The organism is Buttiauxella sp. JUb87 (assembly GCF_004361975.1).
Lineage (GTDB): Bacteria > Pseudomonadota > Gammaproteobacteria > Enterobacterales > Enterobacteriaceae > Buttiauxella > Buttiauxella ferragutiae.
Genome location: NZ_SNVY01000002.1, coordinates 631,354 through 650,243 on the forward strand (window position 1 = coordinate 631,354; position 18,890 = coordinate 650,243).

An 18,890-nucleotide genomic window follows, 5' to 3' on the forward strand; every position below is an offset into this window, starting at 1 on the left:
CACCTGTCGTTTCAGCCTAAAGGTAATGCCATGATGATGGCATCTTCCCGACCCTCTTTTGTGGGGTAATAGTTACGGCGAATCGTCGCCTCGTTAAAGCCCAGGCTTTCATACAGTGCAATCGCCGCCGTATTCGAGGCGCGCACTTCAAGCCACAGGGTAAACACATCTCGCGCTTCCAGCTCGCTGATTAAATGCTCCAGCAACTGGCGGCCCAAACCTTGTCGTTGGAAATCCGGGTCGACCGCAATATTAAATAACGTCGCTTCATCCAGCACGACCTGCGTCACCGCAAACGCTGCCATTTTACCGTCAACATCGAGTCGTAAGTTCAAATAGCGTTCGCCCTCGTTACTGGCGAAGGTTTTTTCACTCCATGGGAAAGCATGGCTGCGTTGTTCGATGGCGTAAGCCAGGCTCAAGTCACTGGTGTTGAGGGAAGAAATCGTGTTCATGTTCGCAAATTTGTTGCCACAGCGCCTGTCTGGCAGCGCCATTATGATAAAGCTCGTTTAAATCCGGGGTCGCTAACTGCGCGCCAGAAATAGGGAGCGGTTCACTCACACCCAGTCGCCAGCTATTACAACGACTTTCACCTGGCAGCATTGCAGCTCGTTCCGGGGTCAGTTGCATAATCTGCTGTGCATCCAGATTCAGGCTGCGCAAAACATCGCAAACGAAAGGATCGTTTAAGTCAGGAAGATCTTCGGCGATTATCAATAACTTAACGTTTTCATGCAGCGAGACCGCGATTTCGCCCTGCAACGCAGCCGGGCGCCGCAGCTCCCACTGGGTGATGCCCAGCTGTTGTAACAACCAGTCACGTCGCAAAGGTATATGGGGCATAGCGAAACCAGGTAGAGAGTGCCAATTGGGGCGCAAATATAGCAAATTCATCGAATGTGCGCCATTAAAGCTCTATAATCCCGGTTCTGATTTCCCAGGAGTAATTTGATGACTGCGTTAACCCCGGCAAGTGAAGTGCTGCTGCGCCATAGCGATGATTTTACCGAGAGCCGCGTGCTGTTTGCCGGTGATTTACAAGACGACATGCCTGCCCGTTTCGAAACGGCAGCAAGTCGCGTCCATACCCAACAATTTCACCACTGGCAGGTATTGAGCGCTCAGATGGGCGAAGATGCACAATACGGCCTGGTGGCTGACGCCAGCAGCATTGGCGACTGCAATACATTAATCTATTACTGGCCGAAGAATAAGCCAGAAGCTCAGTTCCAGCTGATGAACATTTTATCGTTGATGCCAATTGGCAGCGATATTTTTGTGGTTGGTGAAAACCGTAGTGGTGTGCGCAGTGCTGAGCAGATGCTCGCCGAATTTAGCCCACTCAATAAAATTGATAGCGCACGTCGTTGCGGTTTCTATCATGGTCGCCTGGAAAAACAGCCGCAGTTTGATGAGAATTCCTGGTGGGATGAGTATCAACACGAAAGCCTGACCGTAAAAACTCTGCCTGGCGTGTTTAGCCGTGACGGTCTGGACACTGGCAGTAAATTGCTGCTTTCCACGCTGACACCGCACACCAAAGGCAAAGTGTTGGATGTCGGTTGCGGCGCAGGCGTGTTGGCGGTAACGCTTGCTAAGCATTCACCAAAAGTCCGTCTGACTTTGTGTGATGTTTCTGCACCAGCCGTTGCGGCAAGCCGTGCAACGCTTGCCGCCAACGAAATTGCAGGCGAAGTTATCGCCAGTAACGTCTATTCCGAAGTGAATGGCCGTTTCGACATGATTATCTCAAACCCACCGTTCCATGATGGTTTACAAACCAGCCTGGATGCGGCTCACCAGCTGATTCGTGGCGCAGTACGCCACCTGAATATGGGCGGTGAATTGCGTATCGTGGCGAACGCCTTCCTGGCGTATCCGGACGTGCTGGATGAAACCTTCGGTAACCACGAAGTGATCGCTCAGACAGGCCGTTTCAAAGTTTACCGCTCAGTTGTGATGCGTGGCGTGAAGAAGCGCTAACACGTTGTTGTGCCGCTTTTTGCAGCGATTAGAAAAGCGGCACTAAATTAACTGTTGACGACGCGCAGAAAACATCTAGAATGCGCCTCCGTGGTTACAATACTTCGGTGTTGTGGGTATGCGAAGGTGGCGGAATTGGTAGACGCGCTAGCTTCAGGTGTTAGTGTTCTTACGGACGTGAGGGTTCAAGTCCCTCTCTTCGCACCATTAACCACGCAAGATATCGTTCGCACTGCGCGAAGGTGGCGGAATTGGTAGACGCGCTAGCTTCAGGTGTTAGTGTTCTTACGGACGTGAGGGTTCAAGTCCCTCTCTTCGCACCAATGCGAAGGCGATATCAGATAAGATTTGATTTGCGAAGGTGGCGGAATTGGTAGACGCGCTAGCTTCAGGTGTTAGTGCTCTAACGGGCGTGAGGGTTCAAGTCCCTCTCTTCGCACCAATTCTTATCACCCTCTTCTGGCTTCACTCTCGTCATTCTCTGTTTCACATCCCTATTTCATAGCTTCCAGATTCATCATCACTAGTGCAAGCCCACTGGCAAATGCAACGCATGATGGCAACAAGACAAAATGACGTAACCGTTTATGGTAGAGCATTGCCGTCGTCACCAATAATCCCAGCACAATCAGCACTCGCCACTGACTAAAAGAAAGATCCAGATACAACAATGCGGCGACAATTCCTCCAGGTATCAACACTGCCCACGCACTTTCTAACTGCCGTTGTAACATTATCTCTATCTCATCAATTGGTAATGATAACCAATATCATATGATATAATTTCTCGTTTGTCAGCGCTTGTGTAGATTCTGTTTTACATTAGAAATGTTTAGCATTCCTGATCACCAGATGACATATATTCATTAAGGTGATAGATTGAGCGACGATTAAAAACACATAATTAACAGTCAAATAATTTCCTTAAGAAATCACTTTCCTATCTATTTTTATAATATTATTCAACAGCATAATGTTGAGTTCGAGTAAAAAGAACTATCTGATATGACAGCAACAACCTGGCGCGCTTTACTCAATGGGAAACATCAACTCTCGTTGCGTTTATTTTTATTACTGAACGCGTTTTCTGCGGGATTTAGTATGGCGTCGCCTTCTGCCCACACTCAGCACCTTACCTTACCGATTATCATGGTGCTGGTGATAAGCCTCTGCTGCCTACTCTGGCAGTTTTTTAACAAAAAAACACTGATCAACATTAACGCTGTTTCGTTAATAATTGGCTCACTTTGGGCATGGCATATCTATATAAAAGTCAGTGTGATGCCGATTAAAGATCTTAATTTTCTAATTATTGCCTTACTGGCGATATTATTTATTGGCTCAATCTCTTTTATCAATAACATACAAGCATTTATCGCCTCATGCTTGCCAGTAACGCTAATGATTTTATGGCTCGACCACGGGAATAATTGGCCGAGAGTTTTATATTCGGTGGCCCTCCCGGGCATTGGCATTATCATTCAGAATATCATTCAGCAACGTAATGATAATTTTACTCGTCGTTTAATGGATAAACTACTCGAAGAGAAAGAAACTCTTAACGATTTGAGTATGTTAGATCCCCTTACCGGTCTGTATAACCGCCGTGGTTTTCAAAATCGACTTGAGACAGTGTTAGCCGTTGGAAGCGGCACGCATTTCGTCTTGTTGCTGGATATCGATCATTTTAAAGCTTACAACGACAACTATGGTCATAGTATGGGCGACCAGGCTTTGATACATGTCTCTGCCGCCATTCGCGATGCCGTTCGTTCTCGCGATATTGTCACCCGTTATGGCGGTGAAGAATTTATGGTGTTGCTGACCGATGTGGATGCCGAGCAGGCTTTGCAAACCGCTGAACGTATCCGCCAACGGGTTTATGATTTAAAGATCCCACACTTGTTTAATGACGACGTGGCAACCCATGTGACGGCCAGCATTGGCCTTGCCGTGCTGGAACAGCAAAACATCGAAGAGGCCTTACGGCAGGCTGATAGCGCTCTTTATCGAGCCAAACGCCAGGGTCGTAATAGCATTTTTGTCAGCGAATCGCTGCTGCCTGCCTGAGCAAAAATCCCCCATCAGAACACGCGCACAAAATAGCCTTGCTAAAGGCTTTGCCTATAGATAGGATTGGCAATCATTATCATTTGTATTAGTGGTCTTGTTTGTCGATGGCTTTTCAGTCTTCCCAGTTTCTTGATGATTTTGCATGGCACTCGCCATTTGCTACCAGCTCACAGCCAGAGCTGGCAGATGAGCTGCGCGCGCATTTCATCACCCATCGACCTTATTTTAATGACATCATCAAATTCAATGAGCCCGCTCCGGCAACCAGCCAGACGTTGTATCAATGGGCCCAACCCGCTGCGTTAACCTCGCTTCTTGCCTGTTACAGTGACCATATTTATCGCAACCAGCCGCAACTTGCCCGTGAGGGGAAACCGCTGAAATCACTGTGGGCGCAATGGTATCTTGGCCTGCTGGTTCCACCGCTGGTGATGGCGCTGATCACTCAGCCCCGAGCGCTGGATATCGGCCCACAACATATTCATGTCGAGTTTCATGAAACGGGCAGAGCCGCCACTTTCTGGATAGACGTTCAGGAAGATAGAGTGGCAACCACCCAGCCGTTGCAACAACGCATTGAGAAACTGCTGGTTGAAGGGCTAATGCCGGTCGTTGAGGCGCTGGAAAACAGCGGTGAGATCAATGGGAAACTCATCTGGAGCAATACTGGGTATTTGCTAAATTGGTTTTTTGGTGAGCTGAGAGAGTTGCTTGATGATGCGACAATCGCTGAATTGCGCCACGCCTGTTTCTTTGAAAAACAACTGCGCGATGGCCAGGATAACCCCCTCTACCGCACTGTAATCCTGCGCGAAGGTTTGTTGGTACGCCGCACCTGCTGCCAGCGCTATAAGTTGCCTGATGTACAAGGTTGTGGCGATTGTACCCTGAAGTAATAAAGCAAAACGGCGGGTTTCCCCACCGTTTCATCTCACTCTTTCATTTCATTAAGCAGCCTGTTGGCTCTCTTCGCCAGAGGCTTTCTGAGCTTCTTCCGCTTCCTGCTCCAGCAACTGCTTCTCGTACACTTTAAAGAACGGGAAGTAGATGATGGCGGAAACAACAGCCAACAGAATCACCAAAATCGCCGCACGGAAATCCCAGCCTAATGCCCATGCAGCACCGATTGGCGCGGGTGCAGTCCATGGAACCACTGAAATCACACGGCCAATCAAATCCATCTTCATAGCACCCCATGCCAGCACGGCGTTAACCATTGGTGCCAGCAAGAATGGAATAAAGAACACTGGGTTCATTACGATTGGCGTACCAAAGATGACGGGTTCGTTAATGTTAAAGCAAGTTGGGACAATACTCAGACGGCCAATGGAACGCAGGTGGGCAGATTTACTCCGCAGATAGCAAATCACCAGACCCATAGTGGCCCCCGAACCACCGACAACAATGAAGAAAGTCCAGAATGCTTCCATGAAGATGTGTGGCAAAGGTGCGCCTTGTGCCAACGCGCTCTGGTTCATCCCCAGGTTGGTCAGCCAGAACATTTGCAGCATGCCGGAAACAATCGCCGCACCGTGAATCCCGGCAAACCACAGCAAGTGACCAATCAGCACCGCCAGCAGAATCGCCGGCAATGAATCAGCAGCAGATACCAGAGGTTTAAACACCGACATAATCGCTTGCGGGATTAACATGTCGAACTGCGACTGAATCAGCAGGCTCAGCGGGTAGAGTGTCAGAACCACAACCAGCACCGGAATCAGCAGATCAAAGGAGTTTTTGATCATTGGTGGAACCTGGTCTGGCAGCTTGATCCCGATATTGTGCGCTTTCAGGAAGCGCATCATTTCAACACAGTAAACCGCCACCAGAATCGCGGTAAAGATCCCCGTGCCACCCAGGCTATCCATCGGCATCACACCTTTGGTTTTCGGAGCCGCCACCAGCAGGAATGCCATTAGCGAAAGCATCGCACACATGAACGGATCCAGGCCGTGCGACTTCATATAATGTTTACCGAGGTTATAGGCAATCGCCGCACAAATGTAGATAGACATAATGCCCATCGTCATATCAAACGGCGTCAGAATTTGCCCTTCAAACTGTTTTGCCATATCCAGCCATGCACGAGCAAAGCCCCAGGTGGTGGTTGGCGAGAAAGGCGGATAGGCGAAGACCAGCAGGAACGAACCGACAATCATGAATGGCATCGCAGAAATAAACCCATCACGAATCGCCATAACGTGGCGTTGTGATGAAATTCTTCCCGCGACGGGACTCACGTAGTTTTCTACGAAGCGAAAGATCAGATTAAAAGCGGCATGATTCGATGACATAGCAGTGCTCCTGTCAGGCTTTCAACGCGAATGTTACAGCGGGAAGAATATCGCCGCGTAACAATCCGTAATTTATATAATTGATCCCCGTAGCCGGGACCTTTTTAGATATAGCTTTAATGTCTAAAACACTGGCAGGGGCATCAGTGGCACAGCATAAAAAAATAGGTTTCATAGGCTGCTCTTATTATTGGGTACAGGTGTGTGACCGTTTCAGTATTCATCGCCTTTTCTTACTCTGCAACCGGTTACTGAAACCGGTTGCAGTGATTGTGAAGAAGATCCAGAAATCACTGAAACTTTGAGTTGTTTAGCTATTTCACATCACAGCATTGGCTATTGACGGTATGTATTCATGACACATAGAAATTATGCGTTCACTGGTTTACATATAGCACAGCCTTATGCCAAATTATTTGCGGCCAAGAATGGGAGAAAAGCATGAGCCTGCAGTCAGTCCGGCAATTCTTTGCCGAAAACGCCCCGGATATCGACATCATAGAATTAAACCAAAGCACCGCCACCGTTGCTCTGGCAGCCATGGCCCATAACGTTGAACCGGGCCAAATTGCTAAAACATTGTCGTTGAAAGTTAAGGATCAAGTCGTGTTGGTTGTCGCGAAAGGTGACGCACGCCTGGATAATAAAAAACTCAAAGCGGCTTTAGGGGCAAAAGCCCGCATGCTCAGCAGCGATGAAGTGGTTATCTGGACAGGTCATCCAGTAGGCGGGGTTTGTCCGTTTGGCCTGGAAAATCCGTTAACGGTTTACTGTGATATTTCACTAAAACAGTACGAAGAAGTTTTACCCGCAGCAGGAGCGATTCATAGCGCAGTGCGTATTTCCCCGGCTCGTCTGGCTGAACTCACAGCTGCACTTTGGGTCGATGTCTGCCAATAATCAGATGACTGAGGACGCACTAGCGAACCTCAGTCATCACTAATTTTCTTCATATCCCCTGGTGATACGGAGGCAAATTCAGCTCCTGCATCCCATGTACACTGATCATCCATGCATACATTTCGGCGTCCGTTTTCAGCATCAGGCGGCGCATAGCACTGCTTTTTTGTGCACTGATGGTTTTGTAACTTTTCTCGAGCAGAGTCGCAATTTGGGTCAGTTGCCACCCTTTGCTAAGCAGCCGTAGAACACGACGCTCTGAAAAAGTTAAATTGGCATTCGTCACCGTAATATCGGACGTATTAACCGCTTTTTCTTGCAAAAGAAGCCGGCTAATTCTTTCGGTTTGACCACCGCTATTAAAGACATGTTCGATAATACGGCTCATCGGTTCATGTAAAGAAAGCAATGCTGTTTTGGCCGTCAACAACCGTTCAATGGCAATATTCACCAAGTTCACGGGAAGCGTGAAAACCCACTCCACTTGCCGGTGCTGATTTTGTAATTGGTTGAAGAAATCACAGGCTTCGAAGATTTCCTGCAACGTGCTATCCAGTTCAATAACCACCACATCGATCTGCAGCAATATTTCTGGCCTGATATCCAAATAGTTTTCACAAAGAATGAGCGATGATTTCTCAGCGCGTTCCTTCATCATAAACTGAAGGCCTTCTCTCATCATTGGCCGCTTGCTAACAACTAACGCGCGGCAAAATGGGTTACGCAAAAAGACCTTTGCTTTGCTTTCCTGCATATTTATCTCCTTTTAAAACTTTCACTTTCCTAGCAGTGCGCAACCCAAGACATGGAGATCTTTCTCACACTGAAGGCCGAGTTTTTCCATCGCATGTCTTTTATGTGCGCTCACCGTTCTGATATCGCGTCCTAAACTTTGAGCAACCTGGCTGACGTTGTGCCCAAGAAATAACTGCCCTATTACCTGAACTTCGCATACCGTCAGTTCACCTGAAATTCTCGTATCCAGAATATTCTTGATCATCGGGCTGGAAAGCATCGATCTGGAGGAAAAAGACTTTATAATTAAATCGGTGAATGTTGAGGATGACTCGTATTGAGAAATAATCACCCGCGCGCCCAAAGCAGAAATATAATTCAACACGCTAAGTTTATGATTTCGTGTGTAAGCAACAATGGCAGCGCCAGGTTGCACTGTACGGCACCAGTTAATAAATTTTATCTCCTCAGCGAGTTGAGTAGATGACTCGCTAATATTCAAAATAACAAGTGAGTCCGTGGCTTTTAATACCTCTCCATAAGCCTCATCAATCCTTTTGATATTGCTCACTAATTTATGAATTTTTGGCATGGATTTTAATCGATGTACAATTCCTGCTGCCGTTAACACGCAGGGTACAACCACCATTATTTTTCCAGGTAAACTATTTGTACTAATAATGTTTTCCATATCATTCCTTTGATTAATGCATTCATATTATTTAAAATATGACCGATGATTCACTCATACATTAAACATATAAGTGCTTTGAACAACAAAAATACAATAGTTTATTCAGATGGAAATTTAAATTAGAAGGAGTTTTTTATGATGAAATAATATTTCAAGTTATGATCTTATTTACAAATAATCTACAAACTACAAAACAATAGTCAGTGTGACTAAATAACGATTTAAATTTAATTAAACAATTACCTTCCTTCTATTAAAGACGCTTTCAATTCACGCATCGGATGTTGACGAAAATCCTTTGGCGTCGTACCCGTATAACGGCGGAAAAAACGCGAAAAATAGGTCGCATCACTAAAGCCAAGATAATCAGAGATCTGGCTGATCGTCATGCTGGTATACAGCAACCTGCGTTTGGCTTCGAGCAACACGCGTTGATGCAGGACATTCAGAGCGCTACAGCCATAGAACTCATGGCACAGGGTATTCAGGTGCACACTTGATAAACCGATTTCGCTGGCATAATGCGTGACCAGCAACTGCTCACGATAATGACACTCAACCAGTTGATTAAATTGATGAATCACCGCCCGTTTTCGCTCGACACGCGAACTGCTGCCTGGTACCGGAGCACATTGCCGATTGAGCCAAACTAAAAGCGCGCTGATTAATGAATGCAGCATCATGTCACGGGCTTCCCCCGCTCCTTCATACTCACTTTGTAAGGTACTAAACAGTGTATTAATTTGCCTGTTCGAGCCTTTAACCGGCACACACGCCGCCTGCTTAAGTACCTGTAAAGGGCGGCCAAATTGCTGCTCAAACTGGGCGATTAACGGAGCTGAAAACGAAAGCGAATAACCCTGAGTCCCCGGTGAGAATTTAAAACCGTGCACGCACAACGCAGGTACCACCTGAATACACGCCTGTCGCACATGATGCTTAACGCCTTCAATATCTATCTCCACCTCACCTTTGTGCAAATAAAGTAATTGAACCAAATCCGCATGCTGATGAATGCGAATGTGCCATTCATAAAGGCTGCTGCGGCTTTGAATCGATTCGCAATGCAGCAAATCTGCTGCAGGCCAGTTCCGGCTTTCACCATATAGTTTAAATACCGGAATACTGGCATTCAGATTCATTACGTCCTCTTTTTAAGCATAAGATCCACAGACTAATAGTGAATAAGTGTAGTTTATTCAACGGGCTCGAACGGTAAACCGACGTAGTTTTCGGCGATAGTCGTCAATCCGGCGCGTGAGGTCAGATAATACTCACGATCTGCCTGCTGCATTTTGCGGTCAAACGCATCCATTCCTGTAAAATCATGCAGGAGATTAGTCATAAACCAGCTAAAACGCTCACCTTTCCACACCCTGCGCAACGCCATAGGTGAATAGGTTTCCAGCAAATCGGTTCGCCCTTCGTGGTACACCTTACATAAGATCCGGAACAGATAATTCACATCAGAGGCGGCCAGGTTTAGCCCTTTGGCTCCGGTTGGCGGTACGATGTGCGCTGCATCTCCCACCAGGAAAAGGTTGCCATACTGCATCGGTTCAACCACAAAACTGCGTAACGGCGCGATGCTCTTCTCGAGTGAGTGACCAGTCACTAACTTATCCGCCAATTCTTTTGGCAACCGCTGTTTAAGCTCATCCCAGAAGCGTTCGTCCGGCCAGGCGTCAACGCTATCGCTTAAAGGAACCTGCAAATAGTAGCGACTTCTGGTTAGTGAGCGCTGACTACACAACACAAATCCGCGTTGATGATGGGCATAAATCAGCTCGTGATTTACTGGTGGCGTGTCAGATAACAAGCCGAGCCAGCCGAAGGGATAAACCCGTTCATACTCGCGAGTAATCTCTGCCGGAATCGCTTTACGTGAAACACCATGAAAACCATCACATCCGGCAATGTAATCGCAATCAATGCGGTAGGTTTCGCCCTGCTTTTCAAAAGTGACATACGGCGAATCACTTTTCACATCAAACAATTGTACATTGCTGACACCGTACATCGTCGGCGCTGAGGTTTTGCGGCGTGCGTCCATCAAATCACGCGTCACTTCGGTCTGGCCGTACACCATCACCGTTTTGCCACCGGTCAGCTCTTTTAGCGCAACCGGAATACGTTTTCCATCTACCAAAAACTCCACGCCTTCATGGACCAGCCCTTCGGCATCCATTCTTTCACTGACCCCGGCTTCACGCAGCAAATCTACGGTGCCATTTTCCAGGATACCCGCCCGAATTCGCCCCTGTACGTGCTCCGGGGTTTGTCTTTCTAACACCACATTGCTAATACCTGCATTGTGCAGCAATTGCCCCAACAACAAACCCGACGGGCCAGCACCGATTATCACGACCTGAGTTTTCATAAGATATGCTCTCTAATAAAACGTTACATGAATGTTGTTTTTATGTTTAACAAATGCTCATTCGTGCATTTTTAGCGTCCACAGAGAGAAAAAGAAGGCCAATATCTGTCTAAAACGTGCACTTTTCGAAAGTCTCACTCAAAGTGCGGACAAGCTCATATTTCGCCGAAAAAGTGTGCGAAATGCGTTATTACGCTAAATGTTGATCTGGTGCGCCTGAGTACAGGGGTCGGCATATGTTAAAAATGGGGGATGTTAAAATTTCAGCGACCGCCGTCGCTTTTCATCTTACATAGGCCAGGCATGTCGACAGATGTCAACCCGCAGCGCGAAGTCACCCGCCTCTGCATTCAATGTGGGCTTTTCTTGTTGCAACACGGCGCCGAAAGCGCCCTTGTAGAAGAGCTTTCCAGTCGTTTAGGTGTGGCATTAGGGATGGACAGCGTTGAAAGCTCAATCTCAGCGAACGCCATCGTACTCAGCACCATCAAAGACAATCAGTGCCTCACGACGACACGCAAAAACAGCGACCGCGGCATCAATATGCATGTGGTGACGGAAGTGCAGCACATCGTGATCCTGGCCGAGCATAAGCTTTTGGATCATAAAGACGTTTTGAAGCGTTTTGAGTACATTAAACCCTTGCGCTATCCCCGCTGGTTAGTAGTGCTGATGGTCGGTCTTTCCTGCGGCTGTTTCTGTAAGCTCAATAGCGGCGGTTGGGATGGTGCAATGGTTGCTTTCCTTGCCAGTTCGGTGGCGATGTATGTGCGCCTGGTGCTCACATCACACCACCTGCATCCGCAAATTAACTTCTGCATCACGGCGTTTGTCGCCACCACGATTTCTGGCCTGCTGATTGCCAAAGGCCCGTTCGCCATGACCTCAAATATTGCGATGGCCGCAAGCGTCTTGTTGCTGGTTCCTGGATTTCCGCTGATTAACGCCGTCGCCGATATGTTTAAAGGCCACGTCAATACTGGCCTTGCCAGATGGGCGATGGCTAGCCTGCTTACGCTTGCCACGTGTATTGGAGTGGTGATGGCGATGTCACTGTGGGGGTTAAAAGGATGGGAGTAATCGACTTTTTACTGGCGCTGCTTCAGGACATGACGCTGGCCGCCATTCCCGCCGCAGGTTTTGCCCTGGTGTTTAACGTCCCACAGCGTGCCTTACCTTATTGCGCACTGCTGGGTGCCATTGGCCACGGTTCGAGAATGGCGATGATGACGGCGGGCATGAACATTGAATGGAGCACGTTTATCGCTTCACTTCTGGTGGGCAGCATCGGTATTCAGTGGTCGCGCTGGTATCTCGCCCATCCTAAAGTCTTTACCGTGGCGGCGGTTATTCCGATGTTCCCTGGCATTTCTGCCTACACCGCCATGATTTCAGCCGTGAAACTGAGCCACTTTGGTTACACCGAAGACTTGATGATTCAACTGCTCACCAACTTCCTGAAGGCGTCGTTTATCGTCGGAGCATTATCGATTGGCTTATCCATTCCAGGCCTGTGGCTGTACCGTAAACGCCCGCGAGTGTGATGTGTTGCAGGGCTTCGCTAACTCATCAGTGCTTTGCCCACGCAAACTTGTTTTAATGTCATCTGGCCTGGGCGATACCAGCGGCCTGATGACATTAAGGAGCCTTGCGTGGAAACCCACGAAATTTATCTTCCTGAGCGTTTTGATGACGCCAGTTTGAAAGAAAAGATTTTCTTCAGCGCCATTAGTTTGTTCGCTGAATTTGGCCTTAACGGCGCACGCATGGAGCAAATTGCCGAGAAAGCCAACACCACCAAACGGATGGTGGTTTATCACTTTAAAAGCAAAGAGCTGCTTTACGTTCAGGTGCTGGAATATGTTTACACCCAAATTCGCAGCTGTGAGCGCCAGCTTAATCTCACTGACCAGCCGCCAGTCGAAGCGATGGTGGAACTGGTAGAATGGACCTTTGATTTCCACGTCACTCACCCCGATTTCATTCGGATCATCTGCATGGAGAACATGCAGCGTGGGCGCTTTGTGAAAGAGTCGGCTTACTTACGCGAGATAAACCGCAGTGCGCTGGAATTACTGCAAGATGTGCTTTCCCGAGGCCAGGATAAACAGCTATTCAGCAGACTCGTCACCGCTAAAGACGTCCACCGCCTGATCAGTAGTTTTTGTTTCTACCACGTCGCAAACAGCTACACATTTTCGAATTTCTTTGAAGATGGTTCAGAACCGGTTGATAGCACAGCACATTACCGTGAAATGGCGGTAAAAGTGGTGCTGCGTTATATCGGGCCATAAACATAAATCTCTACCCTAAATAATTCGAGTTGCAGCCAACGCACCTGCAGCTTGAATTATTTAGGGTAAATCTGGAAGCTTTAGGAAATCTCCTGGCACCCATCGCCCTACAGATAGCGGTATACTCGTCGAAAATTCTCCTGCGATGCAGGTTAACGAAAAGAGTATAAAAATGATGAAAGCAAGCAATCGGGTTCTCTGTGCACTGGCGTTGGCAACATCCGTATTTGCAGGCCAGGCGATGGCGTCGAGCTGGCAGGATCAACTCTCCAGTGCTGCGAGTGAATTAAGCAAAACCACCACCAGCAATACTGCAACACCTGCGACCACCGCAACCACTGGCAACTCACTTTCCTCACTAACCAGCCTGCTCGGCGGCGGTACTCAGGCCCTGAGCGCCAACAGCATGACTAACGCGGCGGGCATTTTGCAGTACTGCATGAAAAACAAACTGGTTTCAGCCACCAACACCGACAACGTGAAAAGCGAGCTGCTCGATAAACTGGGTCTTGATAGCGGCAAGAAAGAAACTCAGCCACAGGATTACACACAAGGCTTGATGGGGATGCTCAATACCGGCAAAGGCCAGCAACTGAATCTGGACACTATTGGCAGTTCGCCGATAGCAGAAAAAGTAAAAACTCAGGCCTGTGATTTTGTCCTCAAGCAGGGCATGAGCTACCTTTCCTAAGTTGATTTTCCGCCCTGCGTAAAGCGGCTGTAGGGCGGATCATCAATACTCACTCCTTAACATTAATCTCCAGTACGGCATACACCCCATCGCTGGGTAACGTCACGGTGACGTTTTGCAGATTGATTCCGGCGGCCAGAATAATCTCCCTAAGCTCAAACAGCGTGCGTGGATAAATCGTGGTCCAGCCGACACAACGCAGCGCAAAGTCAATTTGTGGACTGGTTTTCAGCATATTAGAAATAATCAGCACGCCACCGGGTTTCACCAGACGCAGCGCGTGGCGAATGAAATGCACCGCTTCGGCCTGCGAGAAATATTCGAAAATACCCAGCCCGTCGACCAGCTCCGCTGACTCCTCGCCCAGTTCCTGAACCAGCTTGTCACTGGCAATCATCCGGTCGAACAAATTGCGCATTAACAGCGAAAAATGGTGGCCTTCAACCAACCCATATTGTGTCGCCAGCCCGCGGGCAAACTTCAGCGATTGCCTGTCGTGGTCAACCAGCAACAACGTGAATTTCTGCGCCTTTAATTTTGCCCCGCGCAAAGTCTTTAAAACCGGCACCGCCGCGCCGCAAGCGAGGCTTATCCAGTTTCCTGAAACGCGGTCGTTGAGATGAATATCGGCAATGGCCGCCATTACTTTGGCGCGCGAGCGAATCCCCCGTGCATCGTTGGCGTGAATAAACCATGGCCGACTATTGAGATCCATCTCCCCGCCGCTAATCAGGCGCTCGGCAAGCGGGTGCTGCACCGCCCACAGCGCAAGTGCCGTCGGCACCAGTTGGCAACGCCACTCCGCGAGCGCGGGGCGATTATGAAAGGCAAATTCTGAGTGTTTGTTCCGGCACCTAATCTGGCGTATTCCCAGGTTGTCTAAAATGATTTCCGGGGCTTCCAAAGAAGGGTCTGATGCTAGCTGTTGATTGATGTCATCGATCTGCTCTGATACCTGATCCTTCATCGGCCAGTCATCACTGATGTCGCTGCAAGTGATGTGTTTAATGGCAAGATCCGCAGGCACCGATCCTGGGATCACTGAGAGAAAAGGTTGCCAGGACATGTAAAACCTCTGCAGACGTTTTCTTTCAGTCTAGAAAATCCTCCGTGATTGACCGTCAGCAGAAAGTTGTAATTTGCAGGCTGGATTACCGCTTGAAAAGTACCTCCTCACCGCGCATGACGCAGGGTGAGGAGCAAAAGCTAGCGTAAAAATGACTCGGTCAATTTAACCCAGTAAGTCGCGCCACCTGAAATACAGGCATCGTTAAATTGATAGAGCGGATGGTGAACCGAGTAATCATTGTTGCCCGTTGCCGTCCCCAACCATAAATAGCAGCCAGGGGCTTCTTCCAACATAAATGAAAAGTCCTCGCTGCCCATGGCACTTTTCACCTGCGCAGGATCGGCGACTTTATCGGAACCAAAAACATCGCGCGCTACCTGCAACGCAAACTCGGTCTGCTGAGGATCATTCACCGTCACCGGATAACCAAAATCCACGGCGATCGTTGCTTTCACGCCAAAGCTTTCGGCCTGAGCATGAACTAATTTCTGAATGCGCTGTTTCACCGCATCACGCACTTCCGATTTGAAAGTACGCATATTGAGCTTGAGTACCGCGCTGTGCGGGATGATGTTGTGCGTGGTGCCGCTTTGCAGGCTGCCCACTGTGACCACGGCAGAATCCTGCGGATCAACATTGCGCGAAACAATCGTTTGCAGCGCCATAACGATCGACGCCCCGGCAACGGTCGGATCAATACAGTGCTCCGGCATCGATCCATGTCCGCCCTTTCCTTCGAGCGTCACGGTCATGCTGTCTGAGGAAGCCATCAACGCGCCTGGTTTGGTGGCGATCTCACCTGCTGGCAGCAAAGGGAAATTGTGCAAACCGAACACCGCATCACACGGAAACAGCTTGAATAAGCCGTCATCAATCATCCGTTTGGCACCGCCAATCGTCTCTTCTGACGGCTGGAAAATCAGATGGAGCGTGCCGCTAAACGGGCGATGTTCTGCCAGATAACGCGCGGCTGACAACAAAATAGCGCAATGCCCGTCGTGCCCGCAGGCGTGCATTTTCCCCTCAACCACACTCGCCCACGGCAGCCCGGTTTGCTCCTGCATCGGCAAGGCGTCCATATCAGCGCGAATGCCCAGGTGCTTACCGCCACTACCCACTTTCAACGTGCCAACAACCCCTGTGCCACCTAGCCCACGGTGAACTTCATAGCCCCAGCCCGTCAGCAATTCGGCAATACGGTCGCTGGTACGGAACTCCTCAAAACCTAGCTCTGGGTGTTGATGGAAATCGCGACGAATGGCAATCATCTCTTCTTCGTAATCGAGAATTTCTTTAATCAGCATAGGGTTATTCCTTTTTATTCATCACAGAAAGTTTTGCGTTCGTGCCAGGCCAGCAACGCGGCAAAAGTCACCACCGCGCAGAACATCAAATACCATGCCGGAGCCATCGGTTGGCCGGTGACTTTCAACAACCAGGTCACTATCAATTGTGCGAAGCCACCAAACAGCGTAACGCCAATGGCATAAACCATCGCCATACCGGAGGCACGAACCGCTTTTGGAAACGCTTCAAGGATCAACAAGAAAAATGCAGCCGAGCTGATGTTTGCCAGTATCTGATCGATAGCAATCAGCAGCAGGGTGACGCCCAGCGGAGCGCCATGCAGAATTGTCGCGAAGATCGGCCAAATCAGGGCAAATGATCCCACTGCGCAGCCAATCAGGATCGGTTTACGCCGTGGCAATTTGTCCGCCAGTTTACCGCCGAAGAAAGGCACCAGCAGCGTTAGAGCCGCCGCGGTCAAACTCACCCACCATGAGGTGCTGGCTGGCATATGCAGCGTGTTAACCATATACGCTGGCATGTAATAGATGATGATGTAAAAAGTCGTAGTGCCTTTCATCACCAGTAAAATGCCCAGTAATAGAGCGCGGCGATGTTCACGCCACAGCGTTAATGCCGGGTTTTCTGCACTCACCGCAGGCGTCACGGTATGCGTTTCTTCAAGCTGGCGACGGATGTACAAACCAATCGGCATGATCGCAAGGCCGACAATAAACGGGATACGCCAGCCCCAGTCATACAACTGCTGTTCGCTCAGAACATGGCTCAGGCCCGCGCCCATTGCCGCACCAAAAAGTGCCGCGCCGCCCTGGCTGGTCATCTGCCAGCTCACTCGCGCACCGCGGCGAGATTTATCACCGGCTTCCATCAACCACGAGGTTGCCGCCCCCACTTCACCACCTGCTGAAAAGCCCTGCAACATGCGCCCGGCCACCAGCACCACGGGCGCCATAATCCCGGCTTGCTGATAAGTGGGCGCAAAAGCCACCATCATCACCCCTAAAGACATCAGCCCCAGTATCAGCGTCATGGCCGCTTTGCGCCCATGTTTATCGGCATAGCTCCCAAGCACCATGCTGCCGAGCGGGCGCATCACAAACCCCACGCCAAATGTCGCCACCGCTAACAACAACGAGGTGTATTCATTGGAGCTGGGGAAAAACAGATGCCCAATAATCACCGAGAAAAAACTGTAAACCGCAAAATCGTAAATCTCGAGGCCGTTGCCAATCGTCACCGCCACCAATGACTTAAAGTTGGCACGTTCCGGAACCAACGCCACATCTACGGGAAGCGAGGCGGAGATCCCGGCATCTAACTGGGCATAGCTGACACGCTGTTTCATGCTCACGTCCTCTTTTGTTATTCAGATGTAAACAAACTGGGCTGGATTTAACTATCTGCATAAAAAAAGAACATTACAATCATAAAAATTAGTTATGCCTTTGGTTATCTTGTTTGTATTGTTAGAGAGCAAAATTTGCACCACGGTGGTGGCTCAGGCGGGACAGAAAATTGAAAATCAAACTAAATCAGTTAGATATTTTGTTAGAGGTTGCCGCGCAAGGCAGCATTGGCAAAGCGGCGAAAGCATTACACCTCACACAACCGGCCATTTCGAAAACCATTCAGGAGATGGAAGCGGAAATCGGCATGCCGATTCTGCAACGCTCATCACGCGGCGTAACGTTAAATGAGTATGGGCAAGTTCTGCTGCGCCATGCGCGCGACATCGACCGCTCGCTGCACCAGGCGCGTGACGAAATCGACAATCTGCTCGGCAAAGCGATGCGCCAGTTACGAGTGGGGTTTACCTCTGCTGCATCCTACGGGCCATTTACCCACACGTTGATTCAATTTCAGGCACGTTTCCCCGGCGTGAAACTGATCGTGATGGAAGGCAGACCGCAACAAATTCACGATGCGCTGGAGAACCAACGCCTGGATATTGCCGTCATCACCAGCGCCAGCAATGCGGTGCAAAACGGTATGTATCACGAAACGCTGTATGCGCTGAGCAACACGATTATTGCCGGAAACCAACATCCCGTCACCCATACAACCTCGCTGAAAAACCTGATGGATTACCCGTGGCTGGACTGGGATGAACCTGGTGAACACTCGATTTTAGGCCAGGTTTTCCGGCGTTATAACCTGCCGCTGCCGCAAAATATTATCCACTGCTCATCGCCGTGGATCATGGCGCGCATGATGGAACAAACCAATATGGTCAGCATGTGGACGTCAGTGCGTTTGCGCTTCCCTGGCTACAGTTCAAACTTGCGCCCGCTGGTACTGCGCGAAGTGCTTCCAGCCAGCAATATCAGCATTCTGTGCCCGAATATCGGCCGTCTTTCCAGTGCCGGACACACCTTTATGGAAATGCTAAGAATTAACACCCGCGACTGGTTACAAGACAGCGATGCTCTGGAGATGGTGGTGCGGGTTTAGAATGTGTGAAGGCGG

20 protein-coding genes and 3 tRNA genes are annotated in these 18,890 nt (G+C 49.2%); 12 read left to right on the forward strand and 11 right to left on the reverse strand.

What is annotated here, in order from left to right; all coding sequences use genetic code 11:
* Positions 1-11 precede the first annotated feature (11 nt).
* Both rimI and EC843_RS11110 read right to left on the reverse strand, forming a co-directional pair.
* A complete protein-coding gene (gene rimI, locus EC843_RS11105) occupies positions 12-455 on the reverse strand; it encodes a ribosomal protein S18-alanine N-acetyltransferase (RefSeq protein WP_064543328.1) in 444 nt (147 codons plus the stop codon).
* Positions 424-837: a DNA polymerase III subunit psi gene (locus tag EC843_RS11110; RefSeq protein ID WP_121815734.1), complete on the reverse strand. Its 414-nt coding sequence runs from the start codon at positions 835-837 to the stop codon at positions 424-426. Before EC843_RS11110 ends, rimI begins: the two co-directional genes overlap by 32 nt.
* A gap of 117 nt (positions 838-954) precedes the next feature.
* Here EC843_RS11110 and rsmC point away from each other — a divergent pair, with 117 nt between their 5' ends.
* From rsmC to EC843_RS11130, 4 genes are all read left to right on the forward strand, one after another.
* Positions 955-1,986, forward strand: a complete 1,032-nt coding sequence (gene rsmC, locus EC843_RS11115; RefSeq protein WP_064543324.1) for a 16S rRNA (guanine(1207)-N(2))-methyltransferase RsmC — start codon at positions 955-957, stop codon at positions 1,984-1,986.
* Between the two features lie 120 nt (positions 1,987-2,106).
* Positions 2,107-2,193, forward strand: a tRNA-Leu gene (locus EC843_RS11120).
* Between the two features lie 29 nt (positions 2,194-2,222).
* Positions 2,223-2,309 (forward strand) — tRNA-Leu (locus EC843_RS11125).
* Between the two features lie 32 nt (positions 2,310-2,341).
* A tRNA-Leu gene (locus EC843_RS11130) sits at positions 2,342-2,428 on the forward strand.
* A gap of 52 nt (positions 2,429-2,480) precedes the next feature.
* On the opposite strand, the gene EC843_RS11135 is transcribed toward EC843_RS11130, so the two are convergent.
* Complete coding sequence (locus tag EC843_RS11135; RefSeq protein WP_064543322.1) at positions 2,481-2,720, reverse strand: DUF1435 domain-containing protein; 240 nt, start codon at positions 2,718-2,720, stop codon at positions 2,481-2,483.
* A gap of 271 nt (positions 2,721-2,991) precedes the next feature.
* Between EC843_RS11135 and EC843_RS11140 the strand changes: the two genes are divergently transcribed.
* Together EC843_RS11140 and fhuF are read left to right on the forward strand one after the other, a co-directional pair.
* Positions 2,992-4,056, forward strand: coding sequence for a GGDEF domain-containing protein (locus tag EC843_RS11140; protein ID WP_064543320.1), 1,065 nt, complete (start codon positions 2,992-2,994; stop codon positions 4,054-4,056).
* Positions 4,057-4,163: 107 nt separating this feature from the next.
* A complete protein-coding gene (fhuF, locus tag EC843_RS11145; RefSeq protein WP_133522256.1) occupies positions 4,164-4,955 on the forward strand; it encodes a siderophore-iron reductase FhuF in 792 nt (263 codons plus the stop codon).
* Positions 4,956-5,006: 51 nt separating this feature from the next.
* On the opposite strand, the gene EC843_RS11150 is transcribed toward fhuF, so the two are convergent.
* The gene (locus EC843_RS11150; protein ID WP_064543317.1) at positions 5,007-6,353 is read right to left on the reverse strand and encodes a PTS sugar transporter subunit IIC; all 1,347 of its coding nucleotides are present in this window, start codon (positions 6,351-6,353) and stop codon (positions 5,007-5,009) included.
* Between the two features lie 441 nt (positions 6,354-6,794).
* Here EC843_RS11150 and EC843_RS11155 point away from each other — a divergent pair, with 441 nt between their 5' ends.
* A complete protein-coding gene (locus tag EC843_RS11155) occupies positions 6,795-7,253 on the forward strand; it encodes a YbaK/EbsC family protein (RefSeq protein WP_064543315.1) in 459 nt (152 codons plus the stop codon).
* A gap of 49 nt (positions 7,254-7,302) precedes the next feature.
* Here the strand turns inward: EC843_RS11155 and EC843_RS11160 are convergent, their stop codons facing one another.
* The 4 genes from EC843_RS11160 to pobA all read right to left on the reverse strand — a co-directional run bounded on the left by EC843_RS11160 (position 7,303) and on the right by pobA (position 11,062).
* Entirely contained in the window at positions 7,303-8,007 is a 705-nt protein-coding gene (locus tag EC843_RS11160) for a LuxR C-terminal-related transcriptional regulator (protein WP_064543313.1), read from the reverse strand.
* A 21-nt stretch (positions 8,008-8,028) separates the two neighbouring features.
* A complete protein-coding gene (locus EC843_RS11165; RefSeq protein ID WP_064543311.1) occupies positions 8,029-8,679 on the reverse strand; it encodes a LuxR C-terminal-related transcriptional regulator in 651 nt (216 codons plus the stop codon).
* Between the two features lie 242 nt (positions 8,680-8,921).
* Positions 8,922-9,824: a helix-turn-helix domain-containing protein gene (locus EC843_RS11170; RefSeq protein ID WP_133522257.1), complete on the reverse strand. Its 903-nt coding sequence runs from the start codon at positions 9,822-9,824 to the stop codon at positions 8,922-8,924.
* 53 nt (positions 9,825-9,877) lie between these two features.
* Positions 9,878-11,062 (reverse strand): 4-hydroxybenzoate 3-monooxygenase, encoded by a 1,185-nt coding sequence (gene pobA / locus EC843_RS11175; RefSeq protein ID WP_064543307.1) that lies wholly within the window; start codon positions 11,060-11,062, stop codon positions 9,878-9,880.
* A gap of 303 nt (positions 11,063-11,365) precedes the next feature.
* On the opposite strand from pobA, the gene EC843_RS11180 reads away from it, so the two are divergent.
* The 4 genes from EC843_RS11180 (at position 11,366) to EC843_RS11195 (ending at position 14,047) form a co-directional block, all read left to right on the forward strand.
* On the forward strand, positions 11,366-12,142 hold the full coding sequence (locus tag EC843_RS11180) for a threonine/serine exporter ThrE family protein (RefSeq protein ID WP_133522258.1): 777 nt from the start codon (positions 11,366-11,368) through the stop codon (positions 12,140-12,142).
* Positions 12,133-12,606, forward strand: coding sequence for a threonine/serine exporter (locus EC843_RS11185; RefSeq protein WP_064543305.1), 474 nt, complete (start codon positions 12,133-12,135; stop codon positions 12,604-12,606). Before EC843_RS11180 ends, EC843_RS11185 begins: the two co-directional genes overlap by 10 nt.
* Before the next feature lie 108 nt (positions 12,607-12,714).
* Positions 12,715-13,356: a TetR family transcriptional regulator gene (locus EC843_RS11190; protein WP_064543303.1), complete on the forward strand. Its 642-nt coding sequence runs from the start codon at positions 12,715-12,717 to the stop codon at positions 13,354-13,356.
* A gap of 175 nt (positions 13,357-13,531) precedes the next feature.
* Positions 13,532-14,047 carry a DUF2501 domain-containing protein gene (locus tag EC843_RS11195; RefSeq protein ID WP_121815733.1) on the forward strand — a complete coding sequence of 172 codons (516 nt, stop codon included), beginning with the start codon at positions 13,532-13,534 and terminating at the stop codon, positions 14,045-14,047.
* A 49-nt stretch (positions 14,048-14,096) separates the two neighbouring features.
* On the opposite strand, the gene EC843_RS11200 is transcribed toward EC843_RS11195, so the two are convergent.
* From EC843_RS11200 to EC843_RS11210, 3 genes are all read right to left on the reverse strand, one after another.
* Complete coding sequence (locus tag EC843_RS11200) at positions 14,097-15,113, reverse strand: hypothetical protein (RefSeq protein ID WP_064543301.1); 1,017 nt, start codon at positions 15,111-15,113, stop codon at positions 14,097-14,099.
* 140 nt (positions 15,114-15,253) lie between these two features.
* Positions 15,254-16,420 carry a M20 aminoacylase family protein gene (locus tag EC843_RS11205; RefSeq protein WP_133522259.1) on the reverse strand — a complete coding sequence of 389 codons (1,167 nt, stop codon included), beginning with the start codon at positions 16,418-16,420 and terminating at the stop codon, positions 15,254-15,256.
* A 14-nt stretch (positions 16,421-16,434) separates the two neighbouring features.
* The gene (locus tag EC843_RS11210) at positions 16,435-17,769 is read right to left on the reverse strand and encodes an MFS transporter (RefSeq protein WP_121814854.1); all 1,335 of its coding nucleotides are present in this window, start codon (positions 17,767-17,769) and stop codon (positions 16,435-16,437) included.
* 170 nt (positions 17,770-17,939) lie between these two features.
* On the opposite strand from EC843_RS11210, the gene EC843_RS11215 reads away from it, so the two are divergent.
* On the forward strand, positions 17,940-18,875 hold the full coding sequence (locus EC843_RS11215) for a LysR family transcriptional regulator (protein WP_064543296.1): 936 nt from the start codon (positions 17,940-17,942) through the stop codon (positions 18,873-18,875).
* The last annotated feature ends 15 nt before the right edge of the window (positions 18,876-18,890 follow it).

Bases quoted from the DNA above. Each gene is read 5' to 3' on its own strand.
- EC843_RS11135 (WP_064543322.1), bottom strand. From the start codon at position 2,720: ATGTTACAACGGCAGTTAGAAAGTGCGTGGGCAGTGTTGATACCTGGA.
- EC843_RS11170 (WP_133522257.1), bottom strand. From the start codon at position 9,824: ATGAATCTGAATGCCAGTATTCCGGTATTTAAACTATATGGTGAAAGC.
- EC843_RS11195 (WP_121815733.1), top strand. From the start codon at position 13,532: ATGAAAGCAAGCAATCGGGTTCTCTGTGCACTGGCGTTGGCAACATCC.
- rimI (WP_064543328.1), bottom strand. From the start codon at position 455: ATGAACACGATTTCTTCCCTCAACACCAGTGACTTGAGCCTGGCTTAC.
- pobA (WP_064543307.1), bottom strand. From the start codon at position 11,062: ATGAAAACTCAGGTCGTGATAATCGGTGCTGGCCCGTCGGGTTTGTTG.
- EC843_RS11165 (WP_064543311.1), bottom strand. From the start codon at position 8,679: ATGGAAAACATTATTAGTACAAATAGTTTACCTGGAAAAATAATGGTG.
- EC843_RS11205 (WP_133522259.1), bottom strand. From the start codon at position 16,420: ATGCTGATTAAAGAAATTCTCGATTACGAAGAAGAGATGATTGCCATT.
- EC843_RS11200 (WP_064543301.1), bottom strand. From the start codon at position 15,113: ATGTCCTGGCAACCTTTTCTCTCAGTGATCCCAGGATCGGTGCCTGCG.
- EC843_RS11140 (WP_064543320.1), top strand. From the start codon at position 2,992: ATGACAGCAACAACCTGGCGCGCTTTACTCAATGGGAAACATCAACTC.
- fhuF (WP_133522256.1), top strand. From the start codon at position 4,164: ATGGCTTTTCAGTCTTCCCAGTTTCTTGATGATTTTGCATGGCACTCG.
- EC843_RS11150 (WP_064543317.1), bottom strand. From the start codon at position 6,353: ATGTCATCGAATCATGCCGCTTTTAATCTGATCTTTCGCTTCGTAGAA.
- EC843_RS11180 (WP_133522258.1), top strand. From the start codon at position 11,366: ATGTCGACAGATGTCAACCCGCAGCGCGAAGTCACCCGCCTCTGCATT.
- EC843_RS11210 (WP_121814854.1), bottom strand. From the start codon at position 17,769: ATGAAACAGCGTGTCAGCTATGCCCAGTTAGATGCCGGGATCTCCGCC.
- EC843_RS11155 (WP_064543315.1), top strand. From the start codon at position 6,795: ATGAGCCTGCAGTCAGTCCGGCAATTCTTTGCCGAAAACGCCCCGGAT.
- rsmC (WP_064543324.1), top strand. From the start codon at position 955: ATGACTGCGTTAACCCCGGCAAGTGAAGTGCTGCTGCGCCATAGCGAT.
- EC843_RS11160 (WP_064543313.1), bottom strand. From the start codon at position 8,007: ATGCAGGAAAGCAAAGCAAAGGTCTTTTTGCGTAACCCATTTTGCCGC.
- EC843_RS11185 (WP_064543305.1), top strand. From the start codon at position 12,133: ATGGGAGTAATCGACTTTTTACTGGCGCTGCTTCAGGACATGACGCTG.